Annotated in this window: 17 protein-coding genes; 10 read left to right on the top strand and 7 right to left on the bottom strand. The window is 69.0% G+C overall.

Features of this window, described 5'->3' with window-relative positions; all coding sequences use genetic code 11:
• Positions 1-248: 248 nt before the first annotated feature.
• The 4 genes from H1D24_RS40765 to H1D24_RS40750 form a co-directional block, all read right to left on the bottom strand.
• Positions 249-1280, bottom strand: a complete 1032-nt coding sequence (locus tag H1D24_RS40765) for a LacI family DNA-binding transcriptional regulator (RefSeq protein ID WP_181662820.1) — start codon at positions 1278-1280, stop codon at positions 249-251.
• Positions 1281-1358: 78 nt separating this feature from the next.
• On the bottom strand, positions 1359-2195 hold the full coding sequence (locus tag H1D24_RS40760) for an ATP-binding cassette domain-containing protein (protein WP_181662819.1): 837 nt from the start codon (positions 2193-2195) through the stop codon (positions 1359-1361).
• Positions 2192-3187: an ABC transporter permease gene (locus tag H1D24_RS40755; RefSeq protein WP_181662818.1), complete on the bottom strand. Its 996-nt coding sequence runs from the start codon at positions 3185-3187 to the stop codon at positions 2192-2194. Before H1D24_RS40755 ends, H1D24_RS40760 begins: the two co-directional genes overlap by 4 nt.
• A gap of 145 nt (positions 3188-3332) precedes the next feature.
• Positions 3333-4361: a sugar ABC transporter substrate-binding protein gene (locus H1D24_RS40750; RefSeq protein ID WP_181662817.1), complete on the bottom strand. Its 1029-nt coding sequence runs from the start codon at positions 4359-4361 to the stop codon at positions 3333-3335.
• Between the two features lie 250 nt (positions 4362-4611).
• On the opposite strand from H1D24_RS40750, the gene H1D24_RS40745 reads away from it, so the two are divergent.
• The 8 genes from H1D24_RS40745 to H1D24_RS40710 all read left to right on the top strand — a co-directional run bounded on the left by H1D24_RS40745 (position 4612) and on the right by H1D24_RS40710 (position 15006).
• Positions 4612-5577, top strand: a complete 966-nt coding sequence (locus tag H1D24_RS40745; protein ID WP_181662816.1) for a carbohydrate kinase family protein — start codon at positions 4612-4614, stop codon at positions 5575-5577.
• A gap of 224 nt (positions 5578-5801) precedes the next feature.
• Positions 5802-8363: a GH32 C-terminal domain-containing protein gene (locus tag H1D24_RS40740; RefSeq protein ID WP_181662815.1), complete on the top strand. Its 2562-nt coding sequence runs from the start codon at positions 5802-5804 to the stop codon at positions 8361-8363.
• 45 nt (positions 8364-8408) lie between these two features.
• Positions 8409-8702, top strand: a complete 294-nt coding sequence (locus H1D24_RS40735) for a putative quinol monooxygenase (RefSeq protein WP_181662814.1) — start codon at positions 8409-8411, stop codon at positions 8700-8702.
• A gap of 350 nt (positions 8703-9052) precedes the next feature.
• On the top strand, positions 9053-10087 hold the full coding sequence (locus tag H1D24_RS40730) for a LacI family DNA-binding transcriptional regulator (RefSeq protein WP_181662813.1): 1035 nt from the start codon (positions 9053-9055) through the stop codon (positions 10085-10087).
• A gap of 97 nt (positions 10088-10184) precedes the next feature.
• A complete protein-coding gene (locus H1D24_RS40725) occupies positions 10185-11495 on the top strand; it encodes an ABC transporter substrate-binding protein (protein WP_181662812.1) in 1311 nt (436 codons plus the stop codon).
• Positions 11496-11694: 199 nt separating this feature from the next.
• Positions 11695-12534, top strand: a complete 840-nt coding sequence (locus H1D24_RS40720) for a carbohydrate ABC transporter permease (RefSeq protein WP_258564730.1) — start codon at positions 11695-11697, stop codon at positions 12532-12534.
• Position 12535: 1 nt separating this feature from the next.
• Positions 12536-13465, top strand: coding sequence for a carbohydrate ABC transporter permease (locus H1D24_RS40715; protein ID WP_181662810.1), 930 nt, complete (start codon positions 12536-12538; stop codon positions 13463-13465).
• A gap of 77 nt (positions 13466-13542) precedes the next feature.
• Positions 13543-15006, top strand: a complete 1464-nt coding sequence (locus H1D24_RS40710; RefSeq protein ID WP_181662809.1) for a glycoside hydrolase family 32 protein — start codon at positions 13543-13545, stop codon at positions 15004-15006.
• A gap of 21 nt (positions 15007-15027) precedes the next feature.
• Here H1D24_RS40710 and H1D24_RS40705 read toward each other — a convergent pair whose 3' ends face one another.
• Positions 15028-16200, bottom strand: coding sequence for a magnesium and cobalt transport protein CorA (locus H1D24_RS40705; RefSeq protein ID WP_181662808.1), 1173 nt, complete (start codon positions 16198-16200; stop codon positions 15028-15030).
• A 237-nt stretch (positions 16201-16437) separates the two neighbouring features.
• On the opposite strand from H1D24_RS40705, the gene H1D24_RS40700 reads away from it, so the two are divergent.
• Positions 16438-17601 (top strand): winged helix DNA-binding domain-containing protein, encoded by a 1164-nt coding sequence (locus H1D24_RS40700; RefSeq protein ID WP_181662807.1) that lies wholly within the window; start codon positions 16438-16440, stop codon positions 17599-17601.
• A 27-nt stretch (positions 17602-17628) separates the two neighbouring features.
• Here the strand turns inward: H1D24_RS40700 and H1D24_RS40695 are convergent, their stop codons facing one another.
• Positions 17629-18279, bottom strand: a complete 651-nt coding sequence (locus tag H1D24_RS40695; RefSeq protein ID WP_181662806.1) for a LysE family translocator — start codon at positions 18277-18279, stop codon at positions 17629-17631.
• Between the two features lie 266 nt (positions 18280-18545).
• On the opposite strand from H1D24_RS40695, the gene H1D24_RS40690 reads away from it, so the two are divergent.
• The gene (locus tag H1D24_RS40690; protein WP_181662805.1) at positions 18546-19379 is read left to right on the top strand and encodes a TauD/TfdA family dioxygenase; all 834 of its coding nucleotides are present in this window, start codon (positions 18546-18548) and stop codon (positions 19377-19379) included.
• 97 nt (positions 19380-19476) lie between these two features.
• On the opposite strand, the gene H1D24_RS40685 is transcribed toward H1D24_RS40690, so the two are convergent.
• The coding region (locus tag H1D24_RS40685) for a TetR/AcrR family transcriptional regulator (RefSeq protein ID WP_220137781.1) at positions 19477-20099 on the bottom strand (623 nt) is incomplete at its 5' end.

Raw genomic sequence — 20099 nt, 5'->3', positions numbered from 1 at the left:
CTTAGGCTCACAGGTGATCGTCGTCAATAAAGTGCACAACATTGCCTTGTGTGGGTCCGTGGACCGGCGCCTTCAGTAGCCGACTGGTGCAGCGGATCGACGCTTGCAGCACCGACGTCTTGGCAAGCCGCGCTTCGCGGCCCCATGTGTACTGAATCCCGTTCTGCGGAGGCCGCCTCCCGCAGCGGCCGCCCCTTGCGCTGCGGTGGCCCCGCCGTCTACTGGCCGGGAGGAGTCCGCCGACGGGATCAAGCCTCCTGCAGCACCGGAGCAGGGCGCTCGCCCGATCCCCTGACGATCAGTCGGGTGGGGACGGTGACGGTGCGGGCGCGGGAGCGGTCGCCGTCCAGGCGGGCCAAAGCCGTGGTCGCTGCCGCTCTGCCGATTTCTTCGGCGTCCTGGGCGACGACGGTCAGGGCCGGTTCGAGTGCCTCGGCGAGCTCCACGTCGTCGAAGGCGACGACAGCGACGTCCTTCCGCTTGCTGCGGGCGAGTTCGGTGACGATCCCCAGCGCGACGATGTTGTTGCCGGCGAACAGGGCTGTGGGGGGATCCGCCAGGCCCAGTAGCTGGGACGTGGCGGTGGCGGCCCCGTGCTGGTCGTGGGCGTTGGCGACCAGTGAGCGGTCGTAGGGGAGGCCGGCTTCCTGCAGGGCCGCGCGGTATCCGGCCAGGCGCTCGCGGCGTGTGTAGAGCTTGGTGGGAAGGTCGCCGATGAAGCCGATGCGCCGGTGTCCGTGGGCGATCAGGTGGGCGACGCCTTCGTGGGCGCCGTCACGGTTGGAGCTGACGACGCTGTCCGTGGACAGGCCCGCTCCCGGACGGTCGAGGAAGACGACGGGCAGGCCCGCGGCGCGGTGGGTTTTGAGGTGGGAGTGGTCGGCGCCGACGGACGGCACGACCATCAGGATGCTGATGCGACGGGCGAGGAACTTGTCCGTCAGCGCGCGTTCGCGGTCGGGATCGTCCGCGGAGGAGCCCATGAGCAGAGTCAGGCCGCGGTCGCGGACAGTGTCCTCGATGCTCCTCGCCACGGCTCCGAAGAAGGGGTTGCCGAGGTCGGGGATGACAAGTCCGATGGTGGTGTCGGGTCCGCCGACGCGGATGTTGCGGGCCATGAGGTTCGGCTGGAAGCCGAGCTTGGCCACGGCGGCGAGCACCTGTTCCCTGGTCCGGGCCGAGGCGGGCCCGTCCTCGTTGAGGACGCGGGAGACGGTTTTGGCGCTGACGCCCACTTCTCGGGCGACGTCGGCCAGGGTGGGGCGGCGGTTCGCTGCCATGGAGGGAACAGTCTCCTGTGCTCGTCGGTTCCGGCCGCGGCCTCGGCCGGAACCTGTGAGTGGTGAATCGTGTCGTCGTCAGTTGGCCTGGACTCCCGCGGCCTTCGCCGCCTCGGAATCCGCTACGACAGTACCTCCGGCCTCGTCGACGGTGAGCGCGCCGGTCATGATGGCGACGACCTCCGCCATCGAGTAGTCGGAGGGCTTGATCACGGCAGCGCGCCGGCCCAGCCGGTGGACGTGGATCCGGTCGGCGATCTCGAAGACGTGCGGCATGTTGTGGCTGATCAGGACGACGGGCATGCCCTTGTCCCGGACGCGGCGGATGAGGTCCAGGACCTGACCGGACTCCTTGACGCCGAGGGCGGCGGTGGGTTCGTCCATGACGACGACGCTGCGGGCCCAGGCGACGGAACGGGCGACCGCGACGGCCTGCCGCTGCCCACCGGAGAGCGTCTCGACCGACTGCGTCAGCGAGCGCAGGCCGATCTTCAGGTCGGCCATGTGCTCGGCGGCCTCCTGGCGCATGCGCTTCTTGTCCAGCATGCGGAAGACACTGCCGAGGACGCCGGGGCGGCGGAGCTCGCGCCCCAGGAACATGTTCGAGGCGATGTCCATCGAAGCGGCCACCGCGAGGTCCTGATAGACCGTCTCGATGCCGTGCGCGCGCGCACTCTGCGGCCCGGAGAACTGGATCGGTTCGCCGTTGAGCCGTATCTCGCCCGCGTCTGGGACCAGCGCGCCGGTGAGGGCCTTGATCAGGCTGGTCTTGCCGGCTCCGTTGTCGCCGATGACTGCGAGGACCTCGCCCGGCAGCAGATCGAAGTCGGCGCCGTCGATGGCGGTGACGTGGCCGTAGCGCTTGACCAGACCGCGGGCCTGCAGCACAGGGGTGGGGGAGGAGGTGGCGGTCATCGGGCCTTCTTCCGGGAGATCTGGTCGACGGTCACCGCGAGAATCACCAGGACTCCGGTGATCAGGGTCTGGTAGATCGAGGCGACGCCCATCAGCTGCAGGCCGTTGCGGAATACACCGACGATGAGGACGCCGATGAAGGTGCCCAGGACCGAACCGCGTCCGCCGAAGAGGCTGGTGCCGCCGAGGACGACGGCGGTGATGCTGTCGAGGTTGTCGGTCTGTCCTGCCTGCGGGTCGCCGACTCCGGTACGGGAGATGAGCAGCAGAGCGGCGATGCCGTAGAGGAGACCGGCCACGGTGTAGACGCCGACGGTCAGCCGGGAGGTGCGGATGCCGTTCAGCCGCGCCGCTTCCTGGCTGTTGCCCAGCGCGTAGACGTGCCGGCCCCAGCCGGTGCTGCTCAGCGCGTAGGCGAGGAGCAGGAACAGGGCGATGGTGACCAGGGAGCCGTAGGTGATGTCGGTTCGGCCGAGGGGGAAGGTCTGCCCGAGAGCCGTCAGAGGGCCGGGCAGGTTGGTGACCGTCTGCTCCTCGGAGTAGATGTGGGTCAGTGCGAACGCCACGTTGAGCATGCCGAGGGTGACGATGAACGGCGGCAGCGGGATCTTCTGCACCAGCAGCCCGTTGAGCAGCCCGAATCCGCCGCAGACGGCTATGCCCAGGGCGATGGCGGCGAGCGGGGGCAGGGAGCCCTCGGCGGCCATCTTGGCGATCATGATGCTGCCGAACGCCATCACGGCACCGCAGGACAGGTCGATGCCCGCGGTGAGGATGATCAGGGTCTGGCCGATGGCCAGCGTGCCGACGACCATGACCTGCTGCACGATCAGCGAGAAGTTCCCGCCGGTGAGGAACTGGTCGGTCGAGACGGAGAAGAAGACGCAGGCGAGAAGGAGGGCGACCAGCGGGCCGGTGGTCGGCTGTGTGAGCAGTCTGCGGACCGTGGTCGGTGCTTTGAGCTGGGCGTACGGCGTGGTCGTGGCTGTCATGCGAAGTCCTTGTCGGAAGACAGAGGTCCTTGTCCGTCCCCGTCGGAGGACAAGGGAACGAGGGGGCGGCCGTCCCCGGTCGGGGAGGATGGGGCGGCCGCCCCGCTGAGGGGGAGAGGCGATGTCGTACGGTCTTCGGGGCGGCTCAGCCCCAGCAGTTCTCCAGGCCGTAGGCGGTGTCCTTGGACGTGGCTCCGTCCTGCGGCTTGTCGGAGATCAGAGTGACGCCGGTGTCGGTGTAACCGGACGCCTTCTTGCCGTCCTTGGCGTACGTCACGACGGCCTTGACCCCCTCGGCGGCCATCTTCAGCGGGTACTGCTGCGACGTGGCGGCGATCTTGCCGTCCTTGACCGCCTGGGTGCCGGTGCAGCCGCCGTCGACGGAGACGATCAGGACGTCGTTCTCCCGGCCCTTGGCCTTGAGCGCGGTGTACGCGCCCAGGGCGGCCGGCTCGTTGATGGTGTAGACGACGTTGATGCCGGGCTCCTTCTGGAGGCAGTTCTCCATCGCCGTCTGGCCCTTGGCCTGGTCGCCTCCGGTGTCCTGGGAGCAGACGACCGACGGGTCCTTCTCGTCGATGCCGAAGCCCTTGAGGAAGCCGTTGTGCCGCTGGACGCCGACGGACACGCCCGGCGCGAGGTCGAGGGTGGCTATCTTGGCGGTCTTGCCCTTCATGGCGGCCTTGGCGTACTCGCCGATCAGCTCGCCGGCCTTGAGGTTGTCGGTGGCGAAGAGGGCGTCGACGGCGCTTTCCGGCTCGGTCGGGGTGTCCAGGGCGATGACCAGGACGCCCTTGGCGCGGGCCTTCTCGATCGCGGGCACGATGGCCTTGGAGTCGCTCGGGGTGATCAGGATGCCCTTCACACCGGAGGCGACCATGTTCTCGATCGCTGTGACCTGACCGGCGTTGTCGCCGTCGAACTTGCCTGCCGCGGTCATGAGCTTGACGCCCTCGGCCTTCGCGGCCTTCTCCGCGCCCTCCTTCATCTTCACGAAGAACGGGTTGGTGTCGGTCTTGGTGATCAGACCGACCTTGACGTCGCCCGAACCGGCGCTGGACGAACCCGATCCGGAGCCGGAGCCGGATCCGCAGGCCGTCAGGGTGAGGGCCGCGACGCCCGTGACAGCGGCGGCCCTGAGGAGGGAGGAGGACAGACGAGTGCTGCGAGACATGTTCGACTCCTGTGGGATAGCGAGCGGCACGGGGTCGGGTCCGGAGCATGCCGCCCGAGGTGTCATCGTTGACTTATGTCATCGTTGACACCGCATGGCGAGGATGATGGACTCCGTCTCCCGGAAACGTCAATGCCTTGCACTCGTCACAAATCGGCAACGCCCGCGGCCGCCGCCCACCCGTAGCCGTCCGGCAGCCGCGCCATGACGTGCCCGGTTCGCCCGTACGTTCGCCAGAGAAGAGCAGCCCATGAGCCCGCGTCAGATCACCGTCCTGGGGGAGTGCGTAGCGGACGCCTTCGCCGAACCCGCAAGCACCTCGAACGAACTGGCCCTGCGCGTACTGCCCGGCGGCGGACCCGCGAACACTGCAGTGGCCCTGGCCCGGCTCGGCACCCCGGCCCGCTTCCTCGCGCGGTTGTCCGGCGACGTGTTCGGCCGCCTGTTCCGCGCGCACCTGGAGGCCTCGGGGGTGGATCTTTCGAGCGCCGTCCAGGCCGCGGAGCCCAGCACGCTGGCCGTGGCGGAGCTGGACGCCCAGGGGCAGGCCGCGTTCTCCTTCCATGCGCAGGGCACGGCCGACTGGCAGTGGACGGCCGAGGAGCTGGCGCGGGTGGACCTGTCCGAAGCCGCCTGTGTGCACACCGGATCCCTGGCCCTGGTCCGGGAACCCGGGGCGGCGGCGGTGGAGGATTTCCTGGCGGCGGCCGCCCCCCAGGCGACCATCAGTATCGACCCGAATGTCCGGCCGCTGCTGGTGCACCCCGACGTCTACCGCGCCCGGCTGGCGCACTGGTGCGCCCTCGCCGATGTGCTCCGGCTGAGCGAGGACGACCTGGAACTCCTGCTGCCGGGCACGCCGCCCGAGCAGGCATGCGACATCTGGCACGCGGCCGGGGGGGCGCGGCTCGTCGTGGTCACACGCGGTGCCGGCGGCGTCCTGGCCTCGTTCGACGGTGAACGGATTCAGGTGCCCGCGGTGGCGACGAGGGTCGTCGACACGGTGGGGGCGGGGGACTCCTTCACCGCCGGGCTGCTGCACCATCTCGGCGCCCGGGGCCTCCTCGGCGGCCGGCTGACGGAACTCCGTCTCGACGATGTCGCGGAAGCCTGCCGGTTCGCCGTCCGGGTCGCGGCTCTGACCTGCTCGGTTGCCGGTCCCAATCCGCCGTGGCAGAGCCAGTTGGCGCAGCTCGCCACAGCTGACGGCATGTGACGGGCGGGCGGTCGCGTGGGGGTACGGCACGCCCGAACCGGTTGACGCATCGGCCGGATTGCCTCCATCATCGGGCCACTCGATGTCATCGATGACACAAGTCAACGATGACACCACCCTTGTCGGTGCCGTGGACGTCGGCGCCGACAGGGCGTCACTTTTCGGTCGGTCCGCGCCGGGCATCAGGCTCCGCTGCGCGGAAAGCCGCAGCCACAGGAGACACCATGAGCTCTGGACGTGTATCCCGGCATGCCCGCACACGGATGATCGCGGCGGTGGCGACCGTCTGCGCCCTCTCCGGGGCCCCGCTGGCCTCCCAGGCCGTCGCCGCCGACACCCCGCCGTACTCCGAGACCTACCGGCCCCAGTTCCACTTCACACCGGAGAAGAACTGGATGAACGACCCCAACGGCCTCGTGTACTACGAGGGCGAGTACCACCTCTTCTACCAGTACAACCCGAACGGCAACTCCTGGGGCGACATGTCGTGGGGGCACGCGGTGAGCAAGGACCTCGTGCACTGGGAGGAGTTGCCGCTCGCCCTGTCGCACGACGACGAGGAGATGGTGTTCTCCGGCAGCGCGGTCGTCGACTGGAACAACACCACCGGGTTCGGCACGAAGAAGAACCCGCCCATGGTGGCGATCTACACCAGCGCCTACAAGAATGGCGGCAAGCAGGCCCAGTCGCTCGCGTACAGCACCGACCGCGGCCGCACCTGGACCAAGTACCAGGGCAATCCCGTCATCGACATCGGCTCCAGAGAGTTCCGGGACCCCAAGGTCCAGTGGTACGCGCCGACCAAGAGCTGGCTGATGACGGTGTCGCTGTCCACCGAACACAAGGTGCAGTTCTACTCGTCGAAGAACCTCAAGGACTGGACGCAGCTCAGTGAGTTCGGGCCGGCCGGTGCGACGGGAGGCGTGTGGGAGTGCCCGGACCTGTTCCCCCTCGCGGTCGACGGGGACGAGAACAACATCAAGTGGGTCCTGGTCGTCAACATCAACCCCGGCGGTATCGCGGGCGGTTCGGCCGCCCAGTACTTCATCGGCGACTTCGACGGCAAGAAGTTCACCGCCGAGGACAAGGGCACCTACACCCCGCCCACCGGCACGGTGGTGCAGGACTTCGAGAGCGCCGACTTCGGTACGTGGACGACGACCGGCGCCGCGTTCGGCGACGGACCGACGGCCGGGGCCCTGGACGGGCAGGGGGCGATCGACGGCTTCGACGGCAAGGGCCTCGCCAACAGCTTCCACGGCCATGACGGCGGCACCGGCACCCTCACCTCACCCGAATTCACCGTCGACAGCTCCTACCTGAACTTCAAGGTCGGGGGCGGGCGGCACCCGCACGAGCCCGGAACCGTCATGGAGCAGGGACCGCCGCCCGCGGGCACGGTCCTCGCCGACTTCGAAGGCGGCAGCTACGGAGACTGGACGAAGACCGGAGAGGCCTTCGGCTCGGCACCGGCCACCGGCACCCTCCCCAATCAGCAGGAGGTCTCCGGATTTCTGGGCAGTGGCCTGGTCAACACCTTCCTGAACGGCGACTCCACCACCGGCACCCTCACGTCGCCCGAGTTCACCATCGACAAGAAGCACATCAACTTCCTCATCGGCGGCGGCAACCACCCGGCCGGCTCCGCCAACCCCACCGCCGTCGAACTCCTCGTCGACGGCCAAGTGGTGCGCAGCGCCACCGGAAAGGACGCCGAGGCGCTCAACTGGGCCTCCTGGGACGTCGGCGACCTCGCCGGCAAGAATGCGCAGATCAGGATCGTCGACGACAACACCGGCGGCTGGGGCCACCTCAACGTCGACCACATCATGCTGTCCGACACCGAGGCCCAGCCGGTCTCCCAGGAGACGTCCGTCAACCTGATCGTCGACGGCCAGGTCGTCCGGAGCGCCACCGGCTCCAACAGCGAGACCCTGGACTGGGCCTCCTTCGACATGCGTCCCTACGCCGGCCAGAAGGCACGCATCCAGGTCGTCGACATGAACACCGCCGGCTGGGGCCACATCATGGCCGACCAGTTCACCGCCGCCGACAAGCCCGCCAAGTCCGTCGTACAGCGCGCCGACTGGGCCGACTACGGCAAGGACTACTACGCGGCGGTGTCCTGGGAGAACGCACCGGGCGGCAAGCGGTACATGATCGGCTGGATGAACAACTGGGACTACAGCGGCGCCATCCCCACCTCCCCCTGGCGCGGCGCGCAGAGCGCTCCCCGGGAGATGGCCCTGCGCACGATCGACGGCCAAATCCGGCTGACCAGCGAGCCGGTCAAGGGCCTGGATTCCCTCCGGCAGAAGGGCCCGGCAACAGCGGCAGACGTCACCGTCAAGAGCACCTCCAAGCCCCTGATCGGCCCCGCGGCCAAGGGCAAGGCACTCGACATCGAGGCAACCTTCTCCCTCAAGGACGCCGAACGCTTCGGCCTCAAGGTGCGCACCGGCGCCGACGGCGAGGAGACCGTCATCGGCTACGACACCACGACGCAAGAGCTGTACGTCGACCGCACCCGCTCCGGTGCCGTGGACTTCAACAGCACCTTCCCCGGCGTCCAGAGAGCCCCGCTGCAGGCCGAGAACGGCAAGGTCAAGCTGCGCATCCTCGTCGACTGGTCGTCCGTCGAGGTCTTCGGCGGCAGCGGCGAAGCGGTGATCACCGATCAGATCTTCCCCGACCCCGCCAGCCAGGGAGTGGAGGTCTTCGCTGAGAACGGCTCGGTGAAGCTGGACCAGGCCCGCGTCTGGCACCTCGACTCCTACCGCGACTGATCCCGACCATGTCCGACCACGTCCGACCACGGAGGACCCCACACCGTGAACAAGACCCTGCTTGCCGAGTTCACCGCCCGCGAGGGAACGGAGAACGAGGTCGCCCGCCTGATCCGGGACTACGCCCAGAAGGTGCGTGAGGAAGACGGCAACCTCGCCTTCGACGTCTACACCAAGACGTCGAGCCCGCGCGCCTACTGGATCTTCGAGGTGTACCGCGACGAGGACGCCTTCCAGGCCCACCTGAAGGCCCCGTACGGCGGCCCGTTCAACACCGCCCTCGCCCCACTGATCGAGGAGGACGCCTCGGTGCTGACCTTCCTCGATCCGGTGACCTGACGGTCTCCCGATTCGGTGACCTAACGGTCCCTTGATCCGGTGACCTGACGTCGGCCGGGCCCGCCTCGCGGGCCCGGCCCTTGGCGCGCCCTGGAACCGGCCGCCCGCCGCTGTCCGAGGAGATCCGAGGCGGCCGAGCGGCCGGCTGGTTCGCCGGCGCCGCCGGGTGCGTGGCAGAACCGCGGGCTGGGTGGGCCTGGTTGGCGCCCACCGGGCCAAGGGCGGGCGGCGTCCGGTTGCCGCCTCGGCCGACATTGCTTGGCCACGAGTTCGTAACGAGCCGTTGACAGGGGTGCCTTGCGGGGCGCAATCTCATCCCGCACTCACTTGCCAAAACGATTGGGCACGACATGGGCAGGCGGATCGGGATCAAGGACGTGGCGGCAGCCGCCGGCGTCTCGGCCACGACCGTCTCCCACATCCTCAACGAGGTCGAGGGCAAGCGCATCAACGCCGAGACCCGGCAGCGCGTTCTCGAAACGGCCCGGGAGTTGGGGTACGCGCCCAACGGGCTGGCGCGGGGGCTGCGGCTGAAGCGGTCGAACACGATCGGCTTCGTCAGCGACCAGATCGCCACCACTCCGCACGCCGGCCGGATCATCCTGGGAGCGCAGGAGGAGGCGGCGAAGCACGGCCTGCTGCTGCTCATGCTGAACACCGGCGGCGACCCGGAGCTGGAGCGCAAGGAGATCGATCTGCTGCTGCAGCGCCAGGTCGACGGCGTGCTGTACGCGTCCATGTACCACCGGGTCGTGGAGGTGCCGGAGCGGCTGCGGTCGGTCCCCACGGTGCTTCTGGACGCGCGCTCGGACGACCCCGGCGTGCCCTCCGTCGTACCGGACGAGGTCCTGGGTGGCGAGACGGCGGTGCGCGAGTTGGTCCGCCACGGTCACCGCCGCATCGGCTTCATCAACAACGTCGACGACATCCCGGCCACCCACGGACGCCTTGAGGGCTACCGGCGTGCTCTCGCCGAGGCGGGCATCGCCGAGGACCCCCGGCTGGTGGTGGCAGAGACCACCGACGCCGTCGGCGGGTACCGGGCGGCGCTCCGACTGCTGCAGGCGGAGCCGCGGCCCACGGCGTTGTTCTGCTTCGCCGACCGGTTGGCGATGGGCGTCTACCGCGCCGCCGCCGAACTGGGGCTGTCGATCCCTGCCGACCTGTCGGTCATCGGGTTCGACAACCAGGAACTGATCTGTGACGGCTTGTTCCCCGGGCTGACGACCGTCGCCCTGCCGCACTACGAGATGGGGGCGCGGGCTGTCGCACAGCTGCTCGCGCTCACGGGCGCACAGGACCACGGGACTGGTTCGGCAAGTCAGGAAATGTTGCCCTGCCCGCTGGTGGCACGGGCATCGGTCGCTTCGCCGCCCCGACTCTGACCCCGGAACGGCGAAGCACCACCGATACAGGCGGCCGTCATCACCGGCCGCCGACACGGTCTGCCAGGACCGTGCCCAGTGAAATTGGAGGAACCTCGTGGAATCGAGAACCAGGCGCCTCGCGGTATCGAGCATAGCCGCCCTGGCCGCGGCGACGCTCGTGGCCGGCTGCGGCGGCATTGGCAGTACCGGCTCGTCGGGCGCCGACGGCAACACGCTGACCCTGTGGACGCACAACGCCGGCAACGCCGCCGAGTACGGCGTCGTGAAGCAGATCGTCAAGGACTTCAACGCCAGTCAGAGCAAGTACAAAGTCAAGATCCAGGCGTTCCCGCAGGGTTCCTACAACGACTCGGTCGTGGCGGCGGCCTCCGCCAAGAAGCTGCCGTGCATCCTCGATGTCGACGGGCCGAACGTCCCGAACTGGGCCTGGGGCGGCTACCTCGCACCGCTGGACCTGTCCAAGGGCAAGGTCGCCGTGAAGGACCAGCTGCCCAGTACGGTCGCCACGTACCAGGACAAGACCTACGCGTTCGGGTTCTACGACGTGGCGCTGACCATGTACTCCCGCAAGTCGGTGCTGAAGAAGTACGACATCCGCGTCCCCACCCTCGACAAGCCCTGGACCAAGGACGAGTTCATGGACGCGCTCGCCAAGATCAAGGCGAGCGGCACGTTCAAGAACACACTGGACCTCGGCACGGGCGACCCCGGTGAGTGGTGGCCGTACGCCTACTCCCCGATGCTGCAGAGCTTCGGCGGCGACCTGATCGACCGCTCGGACCACAAGAGCGCCAAGGGCGCGCTGAACGGTGAGAAGGCCGTCGAGTGGGGTAAGTGGTTCCGCTCACTGGTCACGAAGGGCTACGCGCCGCAGAAGTCCAGCAAGAGCCCCGCCGACGACTTCCGCAACGGCAAGACCGCCATCCAGTGGGACGGCAGCTGGTCGGCCCAGGCCAACACCGACAAGTTCGGCAGCGACCTGGCGATCCTCCCCCCGGTCGACTTCGGCGACGGACCGAAGATCGGCGGAGCCTCCTGGCAGTGGGGCATGAGCTCGTCCTGCTCCAACAAGGAAGGCGCCCAGGCCTACCTGAACTTCTCCCGTCAGACGAAGTACTTCGTGGACTTCGCCAAGGCCACCGGCACCATCGCCGCCACCGACGCGGCAGCGGAGCAGGTCAAGGGCTACGAAACGGGCGGTCAGTTCAACATCTTCCTCAAGGCGGCGCAGGAGTTCGCGGTGGTCCGGCCCGTCACCCCGGCCTACCCGTACATCTCCACGGTGTTCGCCAAGACGGCTCGGGACATCCTGGCCGGCGCCGACGTCAAGGGCGCCCTCGACCAGGCCGCCAGCGAGATCGACAACAACCTGTCGACCAACAACTACTACTCCACCGGCAGCTGACCGCGTCCGCCCGTCCCGGCGGACGGCGGATGCGGTTCCTCCTCTCCGCCTCTGCCGGGACACGTACCTGCCTGGATGTCCTATGGCCACCACAATGTCTTCAATATCCACCCGATCCGGCGCCGCCGCGGGTGCACCACCGACCCGACGTGCAACGCGCAGGCGAGGGCGGCGCAGAGAGAGCCTCGCCGCACTCGGCATGGTCAGCCCCGCCGTCTTCCTGCTGGTGATGTTCATCGTCATCCCCGTGGTGCTGGCCTTCGCGCTGGCGTTCACCAACGCCCGCCTGGTGTCCCCGAACCCGGCGCAGTTCACGGGCCTGCAGAACTTCCGCACCCTGCTGGACGACCCGCTGTTCTACAAGTCGCTGCGGAACACCTTCTACTTCGCCGTCGTCGTCGTGCCGCTGCAGGGCGGCCTGGCGCTGGTGCTCGCGCTGCTCGTCAACGCCAAGGTCAAAGGCGTCAACTTCTTCCGGACCGTCTACTTCCTCCCGGTCGTCACCTCGATGGTCGTGGTCTCCATCCTGTGGACGCTGCTGTACCAGAAGACCGGGCTGGTCAACGAGATCATCTCCCGCCTCACCCTCGGCCAGGTACAGGGACCGGACTGGCTGACCAACCCCTCCACGGCCATGCCCGCCATCATCGTCATGTCCGTCTGGCAGGGCGTCGGCTTCCACATGGTCATCTGGCTGGCCGGACTGCAGACCATCCCGCAGGACCTGTACGAGGCGGCCGACATGGACGGGGCCACCCGCTGGGTGCGCTTCCGGCACGTGACCTGGCCCGGCCTCAGCGCCACCCGCACGTTCGTGCTCATCACCATCACCATCAGCGCGTTCGCCCTGTTCACCCAGGTCAGCGTGATGACGCAGGGCGGGCCCCTGGACGCCACCAGCACGGTCGTCTACCAGGCCGTGCGGACCGGATACAGCCAGCAGCAGACCGGATACGCGTCCGCGATCTCCCTCGTCTTCTTCGTTCTGGTGCTGGCCGTCTCCCTCGTCCAGCGCTTCCTCACCCGGGAGAAGGACTGACATGACCTCCGTATCCCCTGCTCCCGCCCCACCACCCACGCGCCCGGGCCGCCGCCGGTGGTGGCCGTCGCCGCGCCGGATCGGCCTGCAGGCGGCGCGCATCGCGCTCGCGCTGTTCTTCGCGTTCCCGATCGTCTTCATGCTGGTGTCGTCGTTCAAGCCCGACGAGCAGATCTTCGGCGACCTGGGCGGCATCAAGGCGTTCCTGCCGGTCGGCGCTCTGTCCCTGGACAACTACACCGGGGTATTCGACCGGGTGCCCGCCGTCCGGTTCCTGCTCAACTCCATCGGGATCTCCGTCATCACGGTGGCGCTGAGCATCTTCATCAACAGCCTCGCGGCGTTCGCGCTGTCCCGGATGCGGTGGCGCGGCAAGAAGATCGTGCTCACCGCCGTGATAGCGACGCTGGTCGTACCGTTCGAGACCTACGCCCTGCCGATGGTCTGGTGGGTCAACAAACTGCCCTGGCTGCAGCTGGAAGGCGGCCGGCTCATCGTGACCGAAGGCTGGCTGGACACCTACCAGGTGCAGATCCTGCCGTTCGTCGGCAACGCCCTCTTCATCTTCCTGTTCCACCAGTACTTCCAGAGCATCCCCAAGGAACTCGACGAAGCGGCGGTCATCGACGGGGCGAGCTGGTTCGGCATCTACCGGCGCATCGTCATGCCGCTGTCCGGTCCGGCGATCGCCACGGTGGCGATCCTGTCCTTCCTGCCGATGTGGAACCAGTACCTGTGGCCGCTGATGGTCGTCCAGAGCGAGGAGCTGCGGCCGGTCATGGTCGGCATCGACTACTTCTTCCAGCTCAACCCGTCCTGGGGCGAGGTCATGGCCTACTCGTCGATGATCACCGTGCCGGTGCTCGCGCTGTTCGTGGCCTTCCAGCGGGCCTTCGTCAGCAGCATCGCCTCCAGCGGTGTCAAGGGCTGACCGCGCCAGGCCCCGCACCCGCCCCCACTTCTTCTGCCACCCCCCTGTGCCTCGCGCACCCCTTTGAAAGGCCCCGTGTGTCCACGCCGCCCGCCGACCCCCACCTGCCCGCCGTGCACCCCCGCCCGCCCCGCAACTGGATCAACGACCCCAACGGGCTGGTCTTCCACGACGGCCACTACCACGTGTTCTTCCAGTACAACCCCTACGCCCCGCAGCACGCGAACGTGCACTGGGGGCACTTCCGCAGCCGCGACCTGATCACCTGGGAACCGCTCCCGGTCGCCCTCGCCCCCACCCCCGGCGGCGACGACGCCGACGGCTGCTACTCCGGCAACGCGATCTCCACCGACGGCCGGCTGCTGGCCTTCTACTCCGCCAACCGCACCGGCCGCTGGTGGCAGCCGGTCACCACCGCCGAGTCCTACGACGGCGGACACACCTGGGCCAAGCGGCCGGAGCTGCTCATCCCACAGCCACCCGCCGGAACCACCATGTACCGGGACCCGTACGTCTGGCGGCAGGACGGCCGCTGGCGGATGCTCGTCGGCTCAGCCCTCGCCGACGGCCGCGGAGCGGCACTGCTCTACGAGTCCGACGACCTGGAGAACTGGGAGTACCGTGGCCCTTTCCATGCCAGCAGCCCTGCCGACACCGCCGACCCGGCCGGCTGGGAATGCCCCCAGTACGCCACCTTCGGTGACCGAGGCGTTCTGATCGTCAGCGACTGGACCCCGCAGGGCGGCCCAAGCCATGTGACGGTCCACACCGGCCACGAGGAACACGGCCGTTTCGCCACGGCCGCGCCCCCCGTACGGCTGGACCACGGCCCGGACTTCTACGCCCCGGCCCTGCTCAAGGCTCCCGAGGAAGACCGGTGGCTGCTGTGGGGCTGGGCGTGGGAGGCCCGCGACGACTCCTGGGCGCACGAAGCCGGTTGGGCAGGCGTCCTCACTCTCCCACGCGAACTGACCCTGGCTGACGACGGCACGGTCGCCCAACGCCCCGCACGCGAACTGCTCGCCCTGCGCGGGGAACGCGTCCTGCACCGCACCGGACACGTCACCCGATCCCGGCCGGTTGAACTGGGGGAGGTCGGCCGCACCTTCGACCTCACTGCGGTCCTGACCCCCGACCCCACTGGCACTGGCGGTCTGCGTCTGGTCACCTCCGCGGACGGCACCGAGTACCTCGACATCGACCTCGACCCCACCGCCGGCCGGCTCACCGTGGACCGCAGCCGCGCATCACTGGACGCACGAGCACGAGCAGGCACGTACACCGTCCCTTGCCCGGTCGCGCCGATCCCCGGCACTCCTGTCGAACTGCGCGTCATCGTGGACCGCTCGATCGTCGAGATCTACCTGTCCACCGGCCAAGTCCTCACCCTCAGGTTCTATCCCGTCGGCGACGGACCATGGCGGCTGCAGGCCCACACCGCAGGCACCGGAGGCAGCGACTTCACGGTCGAGGCGTGGGACCTGAATCCCGTCGGAATCCGCCAAGAGCCGCTGCTTGCCAGCCAACAGCAGGACGCATGACCGAAGAGCGACCGGCGAGGTCTAGAGCCAGTCCCGCCGCTTGAAAATCACGTACAAAGTGGTGCAAACCACACCCATCAAGCCGATGGCAAAGGGGTAGCCGAAGGCCCAGTGCAGCTCCGGCATGTTCTGGAAGTTCATGCCGTAGATGGTTCCGACGAGGGTGGGGGCGAAGAGAATCGCCGCCCAGCTCGAGATCTTCTTGATCTCCTCGTTCTGCTCGAAGCCTGCCTCCGCGAGAGCCCGCATCTCTGCGTTCTGCTGCTGGGTCACCAGGGTCGCGTTGACCGTGAGGATGTCCGCCAGGGCCTGGCGGAAGCCGTCGACGCGTTCGCTGGTGTGGGTGACGTGGTCGGCGACGTCGCGGAGGTAGCGCTGGAGTTCCTCGTCCGTGCCGTATTTCGTGAAGCCGGCCATCAGGCCGTGCAGCATGCTCACCAGGGGACGGGTGGCGCGCTGGAACTCCACCATCTCGCGGGAGAGTTCGTAGATGCGGCGGGACACCTCGGGGTCGCCGCGGAAGACCTCGGTCTCGATCTCGTCGATGTCGTTCTGCACACCGGCTACGACGGGCGCGTAGCCGTCGACGACCGCGTCGAGGATGGCGTACAGGACCGCCTCGGGGCCGAGTTTCAGCAGCTCAGGGCTCTCCTCCATGCGGCGGCGTACCGCCGACAGGTCCGGGGCCGCGCCGTGCCGGACCGTGATGACGAAGTCGGGGCCCACGAACACGTGCAGCTCGCCGAAGTCGACCTCCTCGGGCGCGTCGAGATAGCGGGCGGCGCGCAGGACGACGAAGAGCGTCTCGCCGTAACGTTCCAGCTTCGGGCGCTGGTGGGCCTCCATCGCATCCTCGACGGCGAGCGGGTGCAGGTCGAACTCGGCCGCGAGCGACTTCAGCTCGGCCTCGGTCGGGCGGGCCAGGCCGATCCACGCCATGCCGTCCCGCTGGTCGCGCAGCTCGTGGAAGGTGTCCGCGAGGGAGGCCGGAGCCGAGACGCGTACGCCGTCGCGGTACAGCACCGCCTGCACGACGCTGCCGAGATCCGCGGCCGGGTCGGCGGAGGCGTCCTGCGGCTGCTGCGGCGACGTGGGCTCCGGGGATGACGGTGGGGGAGAGCCCGCCGCACGCCGCCATGCGTACTTCTTCGCCATTTTCCGAGCCGCTACGGGGCGTGCTCGTCGCTCTGACATCGCGGCAGCCTCCCGTGTCTGTGTCTGTATCTGTGTCAGTGTCCGTGTCGCTTGTGCGTCTGTCGCCGTTCTGAACCGGTGTTCCACTGCCCAGCGTCCCACCGGCGGCCATGGCCGGTTTCCCACTGGCCGTCGTCCCACTGGCCGTCGTCCCACGGGCGGTGTGCATCTTGCCGGTCCGCATTGACCGCTTTGACAGGACTGTAGCTGTCCGCAAGCCGGTCTAGCGTGCGGGGCATGACCAAGACGACGACCTCGGCGGCGCGCGTGCTCAGTACCCGTGAGCTGAACCGCGCCACGCTCGACCGTCAGCTGCTTCTGCGCCGGAGCGCCGTGTCCGCACGCGACGCCGTCGAGCACCTGCTCGGATTGCAGGCGCAGAACGTCAAGCCGCCGTACTTCGCCCTCGCCGCCCGGCTCGACGGCTTCGACCCCGAGGAGCTCTCGGCGCTGATGGCCTCCCGCGAGGTCGTCCGCATCGTCACCATGCGGTCCACCATCCACACCCACACCGCCGACGACTGCCTCACGTTGCGGCCGCTCGTGCAGCCGGCACGCGACCGGGAGCTGAACAACTTCCGCGACGGGCTCGCCGGCGTGGATCTGGACCGGCTCGCCGAGCTCAGCCGGGAACTGGTCGAGGCCCAGCCGCGCACCATGAAGCAGTTGCGTGAGGCGCTGCTCACCGAGTGGCCGGAGGCCGATCCGCAGGCGCTCGCCGTCGCCGCCCGCTGCAAACTGCCGCTCGTCCAGGTCACACCGCGCGGCCTGTGGCGGCAGAGCGGCCAGGTCGCCCTCACCACCGCCGAGAAGTGGCTGGGCCGCCCCACCGAGCCGTCCCCCAAGCTCTCGGCTGTGCTCGAGCAGGGAGGCACCCCCATCGCGCCGGACGCGACCGTCCTGCGCTACCTCGCCGCCTTCGGCCCCGCATCCGTCAGGGACATGCAGACGTGGGCGGGCCTGACACGGCTGCGGGACGCCTTCGAGCGGCTTCGGCCCCAGCTCGTCACTTTCCGCGACGAACACGGCACCGAACTCTTCGACCTGCCCGACGCACCCCGCCCCGCGCCCGACACCCCGGCACCGCCCCGCTTCCTGCCCGAGTTCGACAACCTGCTGCTCTCCCACGCCGACCGCACCCGCGTCGTCCGGGCCGAGCACAAGGGCCGCAGCTGGAAGGCCAACCAGGCCTTCTGCACGCTGCTGGTCGACGGCTTCCTGGCGGGCGTATGGCGGCTGGAGGAGAGCAGGGACGGCGCGGCGGCGACGCTGACGATCCAGCCCTTCGACGCCCTGACCCGGGTACAGCGGGACGAGGTGGCGGCGGAGGGGGAGCGGATGCTGAAGGTGATGACCGAGGCCTCGTCGTACGACATCCGGTTCGGGACTGTGGTCGCATAGGCGGTGCCGCTGGACGCGAGGGGCGGCTCAGTCCGCGCGGCCCGTCGCCGCGACCGTCACGCCGAGGCCGATCATGGTGAAGCCGCCGGCGCCGCCGATCAGCGACAGGCGGCGGTCGGAGCGGGCGAACCAGGTGCGCGCCGCGGATGCCGTCAGCCCCCACAGCGTGTCCGTGATCAGGCCGATGCCGATCGGGACCAGCCCCAACAGCAGCATCTGCGTGGGCAGATGCCCCGCCGTGTGGTCGACGAACTGCGGCAGCACCGCCGCGAAGAAGACGATGCCCTTGGGGTTCGTCGCACCGACGAGGACACCGTCGAGAACGGTACGGAGATCGCCGTGCGGCGTGGCGTCGGACGGCTCGGCCCTGATGACGTCGGCCTTCAACTCCTTGCGGTGCCGGAACGCCTGGACGCCGAGGAACACCAGATACGCCGCCCCCGCCAGCTTCACCGCCATGAAGACCACGACCGACCGCTCGACGACCGAGCCGACACCGAAGGCGACCGCCACGACCAGCAGATACGAGCCGACGACATTGCCGAGGACGGTCGCCATCGCGGTCCGCCGCCCGTGCGCCAGGGCCCGGCCGATGACGAACAGCACGCTCGGTCCCGGGATGACGATCACCAGCAGGGACATCGCGGCGAAGGCCAGGAACCGGTCCGTGGACACCATGCCCATCACCTCCAACGCCCGTCATTCAATCGCATGCGGCCCGCTGTGGAGAGGGCGCTGCGGGCCGAGCCGCGGATCCGGCCGCAGAGCCGGCCGCGGAGTCACTGTCACAGCCGTGCACGGGAATCGCCGTGTTCCGTGCGGGACATGCGGGTGAAACACCGCGGCCCTACCGTGGCGTGAACCACATGAACCAATCGGTTCAACGCTGCATCCATGTCAGCTGCACCCATGTCAGCTGTCTCCATGTCAAGGGGAGTCGGGCAATGGACGTCAGTTCCGCAAGTTTCATCCCGCGCCGGGTGGCCGGTGCGGCCGAGGCCCGCGCGGTGCTCGCCAGCGAGGGTGCGGCCATCGTGACGGGGCTCTGCGACGAGCGGTCGGCTGTCGCGTTCGGCCGTGAGGTCTTGGGTGACAAGGCCGTCCGTATCGGTACGCAGTTCGAGGCCACCAAGGCGCACGGCGAGAAGGAGGCGGCGCAGGTGGCCATGCAGCCCGTCGACTCGCGCGGCCGCAAGCGCAGCATGGCGCCGACGGAGGACCGCATGGTCGCGCACAACGACGGCTTCGCCTTCGGCGATTACGCGCCCGACCACCTGTTCCTGTGGTGCGAGCGCCCGGCGGCCAGGGGCGGCGACTCCTTCCTCATCGACACCTCCCGGCTGCTCGATCTGCTCGCCGTCGACCCGGAGTGGGCCGCTGTCGCCGACTTCTGCCGTGGCATCGACATCGACCACTCCGAGCCCAACTACCCGCAGGGCACGCACGCACCCATCGCCCGCACCGCCCCGTCCGGGCGCTTCCAGGGCCGCTACCACCCGTATCTCGCACCGGTCGAGGGTCCGTCGGAGGCCGAGCACTGGACCTTCGTACGCAGATGGGAGGAGGCGGTCGTCGCGGCGCGCGACACCGGGCCCATGTTCCGGGTCGACGCGGGCGAGATGATCTGCATCGACAACTACCGCGTCCTGCACGGGAGGGACGGCCACAGCGATCCGTTGCGCAAGGTGTGCTCTATCTGGGGCTGGTCGACGGAGGCGGTGGCCGTTCCGGACGGGCCGCTCGACATCGTGGTGCCGAAGGTGCCGATGAGTGCGTAGCGTGCGGCGGCCGCCGTACGCAGCCACAGGGACGGCCGGACGGACGGGACGGCCCGACGGGTCCCTTCGGGACTTCGGATCCGCCGACGTCCGCGGATCAGCGTCCCCCGAGCGGCGCCGCCGTCCGCGCCTGCCTCGCCCTGTCCGCGAAGGAGGCCGCCGCCGCCGCGTTGACGCGGAGGGTCGCCGCGCGGTCCCCCGCCGTGAGCAGGTCGAGTTGCAGGCCGCGCCAGAGCGAGATCAGCTCGCGCGCCAGATCGTCGGCCGCGTCCGCCGGTACGCCGTCGGCGCGCAGCGCGGCCGCCGCCCGCTCGCGCCAGTCCTTGGCGACGGCTCCGAGGAACGCGTCGAAGCGGCCGCGCTGGTATCCCGCGAGGCCCAGTACCTCGAAGAAGACGCGGTGGAAGGGCAGGTTCTCGTCCGCCGACAGCGTCTCCCAGGCCGCCTCCAGCCGGGCACGCAGTGGCTGTGACCGGTCCTCGAGGAGCTCGAAGACCGGCTCGAGCAGCGGAAAGCGGCGGCTCGCCTCCGTGAGCGCCGCCGCGATCAGCTCCTCCTTGGACCCGAAGTAGTACAGCAGCATGCGGTTGTTGCTGCCCACGGCCTGGGCGATGCCGCGCAAGGACAGGCCGGCGACACCGTGCGCCACGATGTGGTCGGCGCACAGCCGCAACAGGCGGGCACGCTCGCTCTCCTCCGGGCAATGGGACATGTCTCGCA

It is taken from the genome of Streptomyces himalayensis subsp. himalayensis, assembly GCF_013778455.1.
In the GTDB taxonomy this organism is placed as follows: domain Bacteria; phylum Actinomycetota; class Actinomycetes; order Streptomycetales; family Streptomycetaceae; genus Streptomyces; species Streptomyces himalayensis.
Note: the sequence above shows the minus strand (reverse complement) of the source record. Positions and strands in the feature narration are given on the sequence as shown.

Coding starts and splice junctions, on each gene's coding strand:
- H1D24_RS40755 (WP_181662818.1), bottom strand. CDS start 3,187: ATGACAGCCACGACCACGCCGTACGCCCAGCTCAAAGCACCGACCACG.
- H1D24_RS40705 (WP_181662808.1), bottom strand. CDS start 16,200: ATGTCAGAGCGACGAGCACGCCCCGTAGCGGCTCGGAAAATGGCGAAG.
- H1D24_RS40700 (WP_181662807.1), top strand. CDS start 16,438: ATGACCAAGACGACGACCTCGGCGGCGCGCGTGCTCAGTACCCGTGAG.
- H1D24_RS40745 (WP_181662816.1), top strand. CDS start 4,612: ATGAGCCCGCGTCAGATCACCGTCCTGGGGGAGTGCGTAGCGGACGCC.
- H1D24_RS40720 (WP_258564730.1), top strand. CDS start 11,695: ATGGTCAGCCCCGCCGTCTTCCTGCTGGTGATGTTCATCGTCATCCCC.
- H1D24_RS40750 (WP_181662817.1), bottom strand. CDS start 4,361: ATGTCTCGCAGCACTCGTCTGTCCTCCTCCCTCCTCAGGGCCGCCGCT.
- H1D24_RS40730 (WP_181662813.1), top strand. CDS start 9,053: ATGGGCAGGCGGATCGGGATCAAGGACGTGGCGGCAGCCGCCGGCGTC.
- H1D24_RS40760 (WP_181662819.1), bottom strand. CDS start 2,195: ATGACCGCCACCTCCTCCCCCACCCCTGTGCTGCAGGCCCGCGGTCTG.
- H1D24_RS40695 (WP_181662806.1), bottom strand. CDS start 18,279: ATGGTGTCCACGGACCGGTTCCTGGCCTTCGCCGCGATGTCCCTGCTG.
- H1D24_RS40765 (WP_181662820.1), bottom strand. CDS start 1,280: ATGGCAGCGAACCGCCGCCCCACCCTGGCCGACGTCGCCCGAGAAGTG.
- H1D24_RS40740 (WP_181662815.1), top strand. CDS start 5,802: ATGAGCTCTGGACGTGTATCCCGGCATGCCCGCACACGGATGATCGCG.
- H1D24_RS40715 (WP_181662810.1), top strand. CDS start 12,536: ATGACCTCCGTATCCCCTGCTCCCGCCCCACCACCCACGCGCCCGGGC.
- H1D24_RS40690 (WP_181662805.1), top strand. CDS start 18,546: ATGGACGTCAGTTCCGCAAGTTTCATCCCGCGCCGGGTGGCCGGTGCG.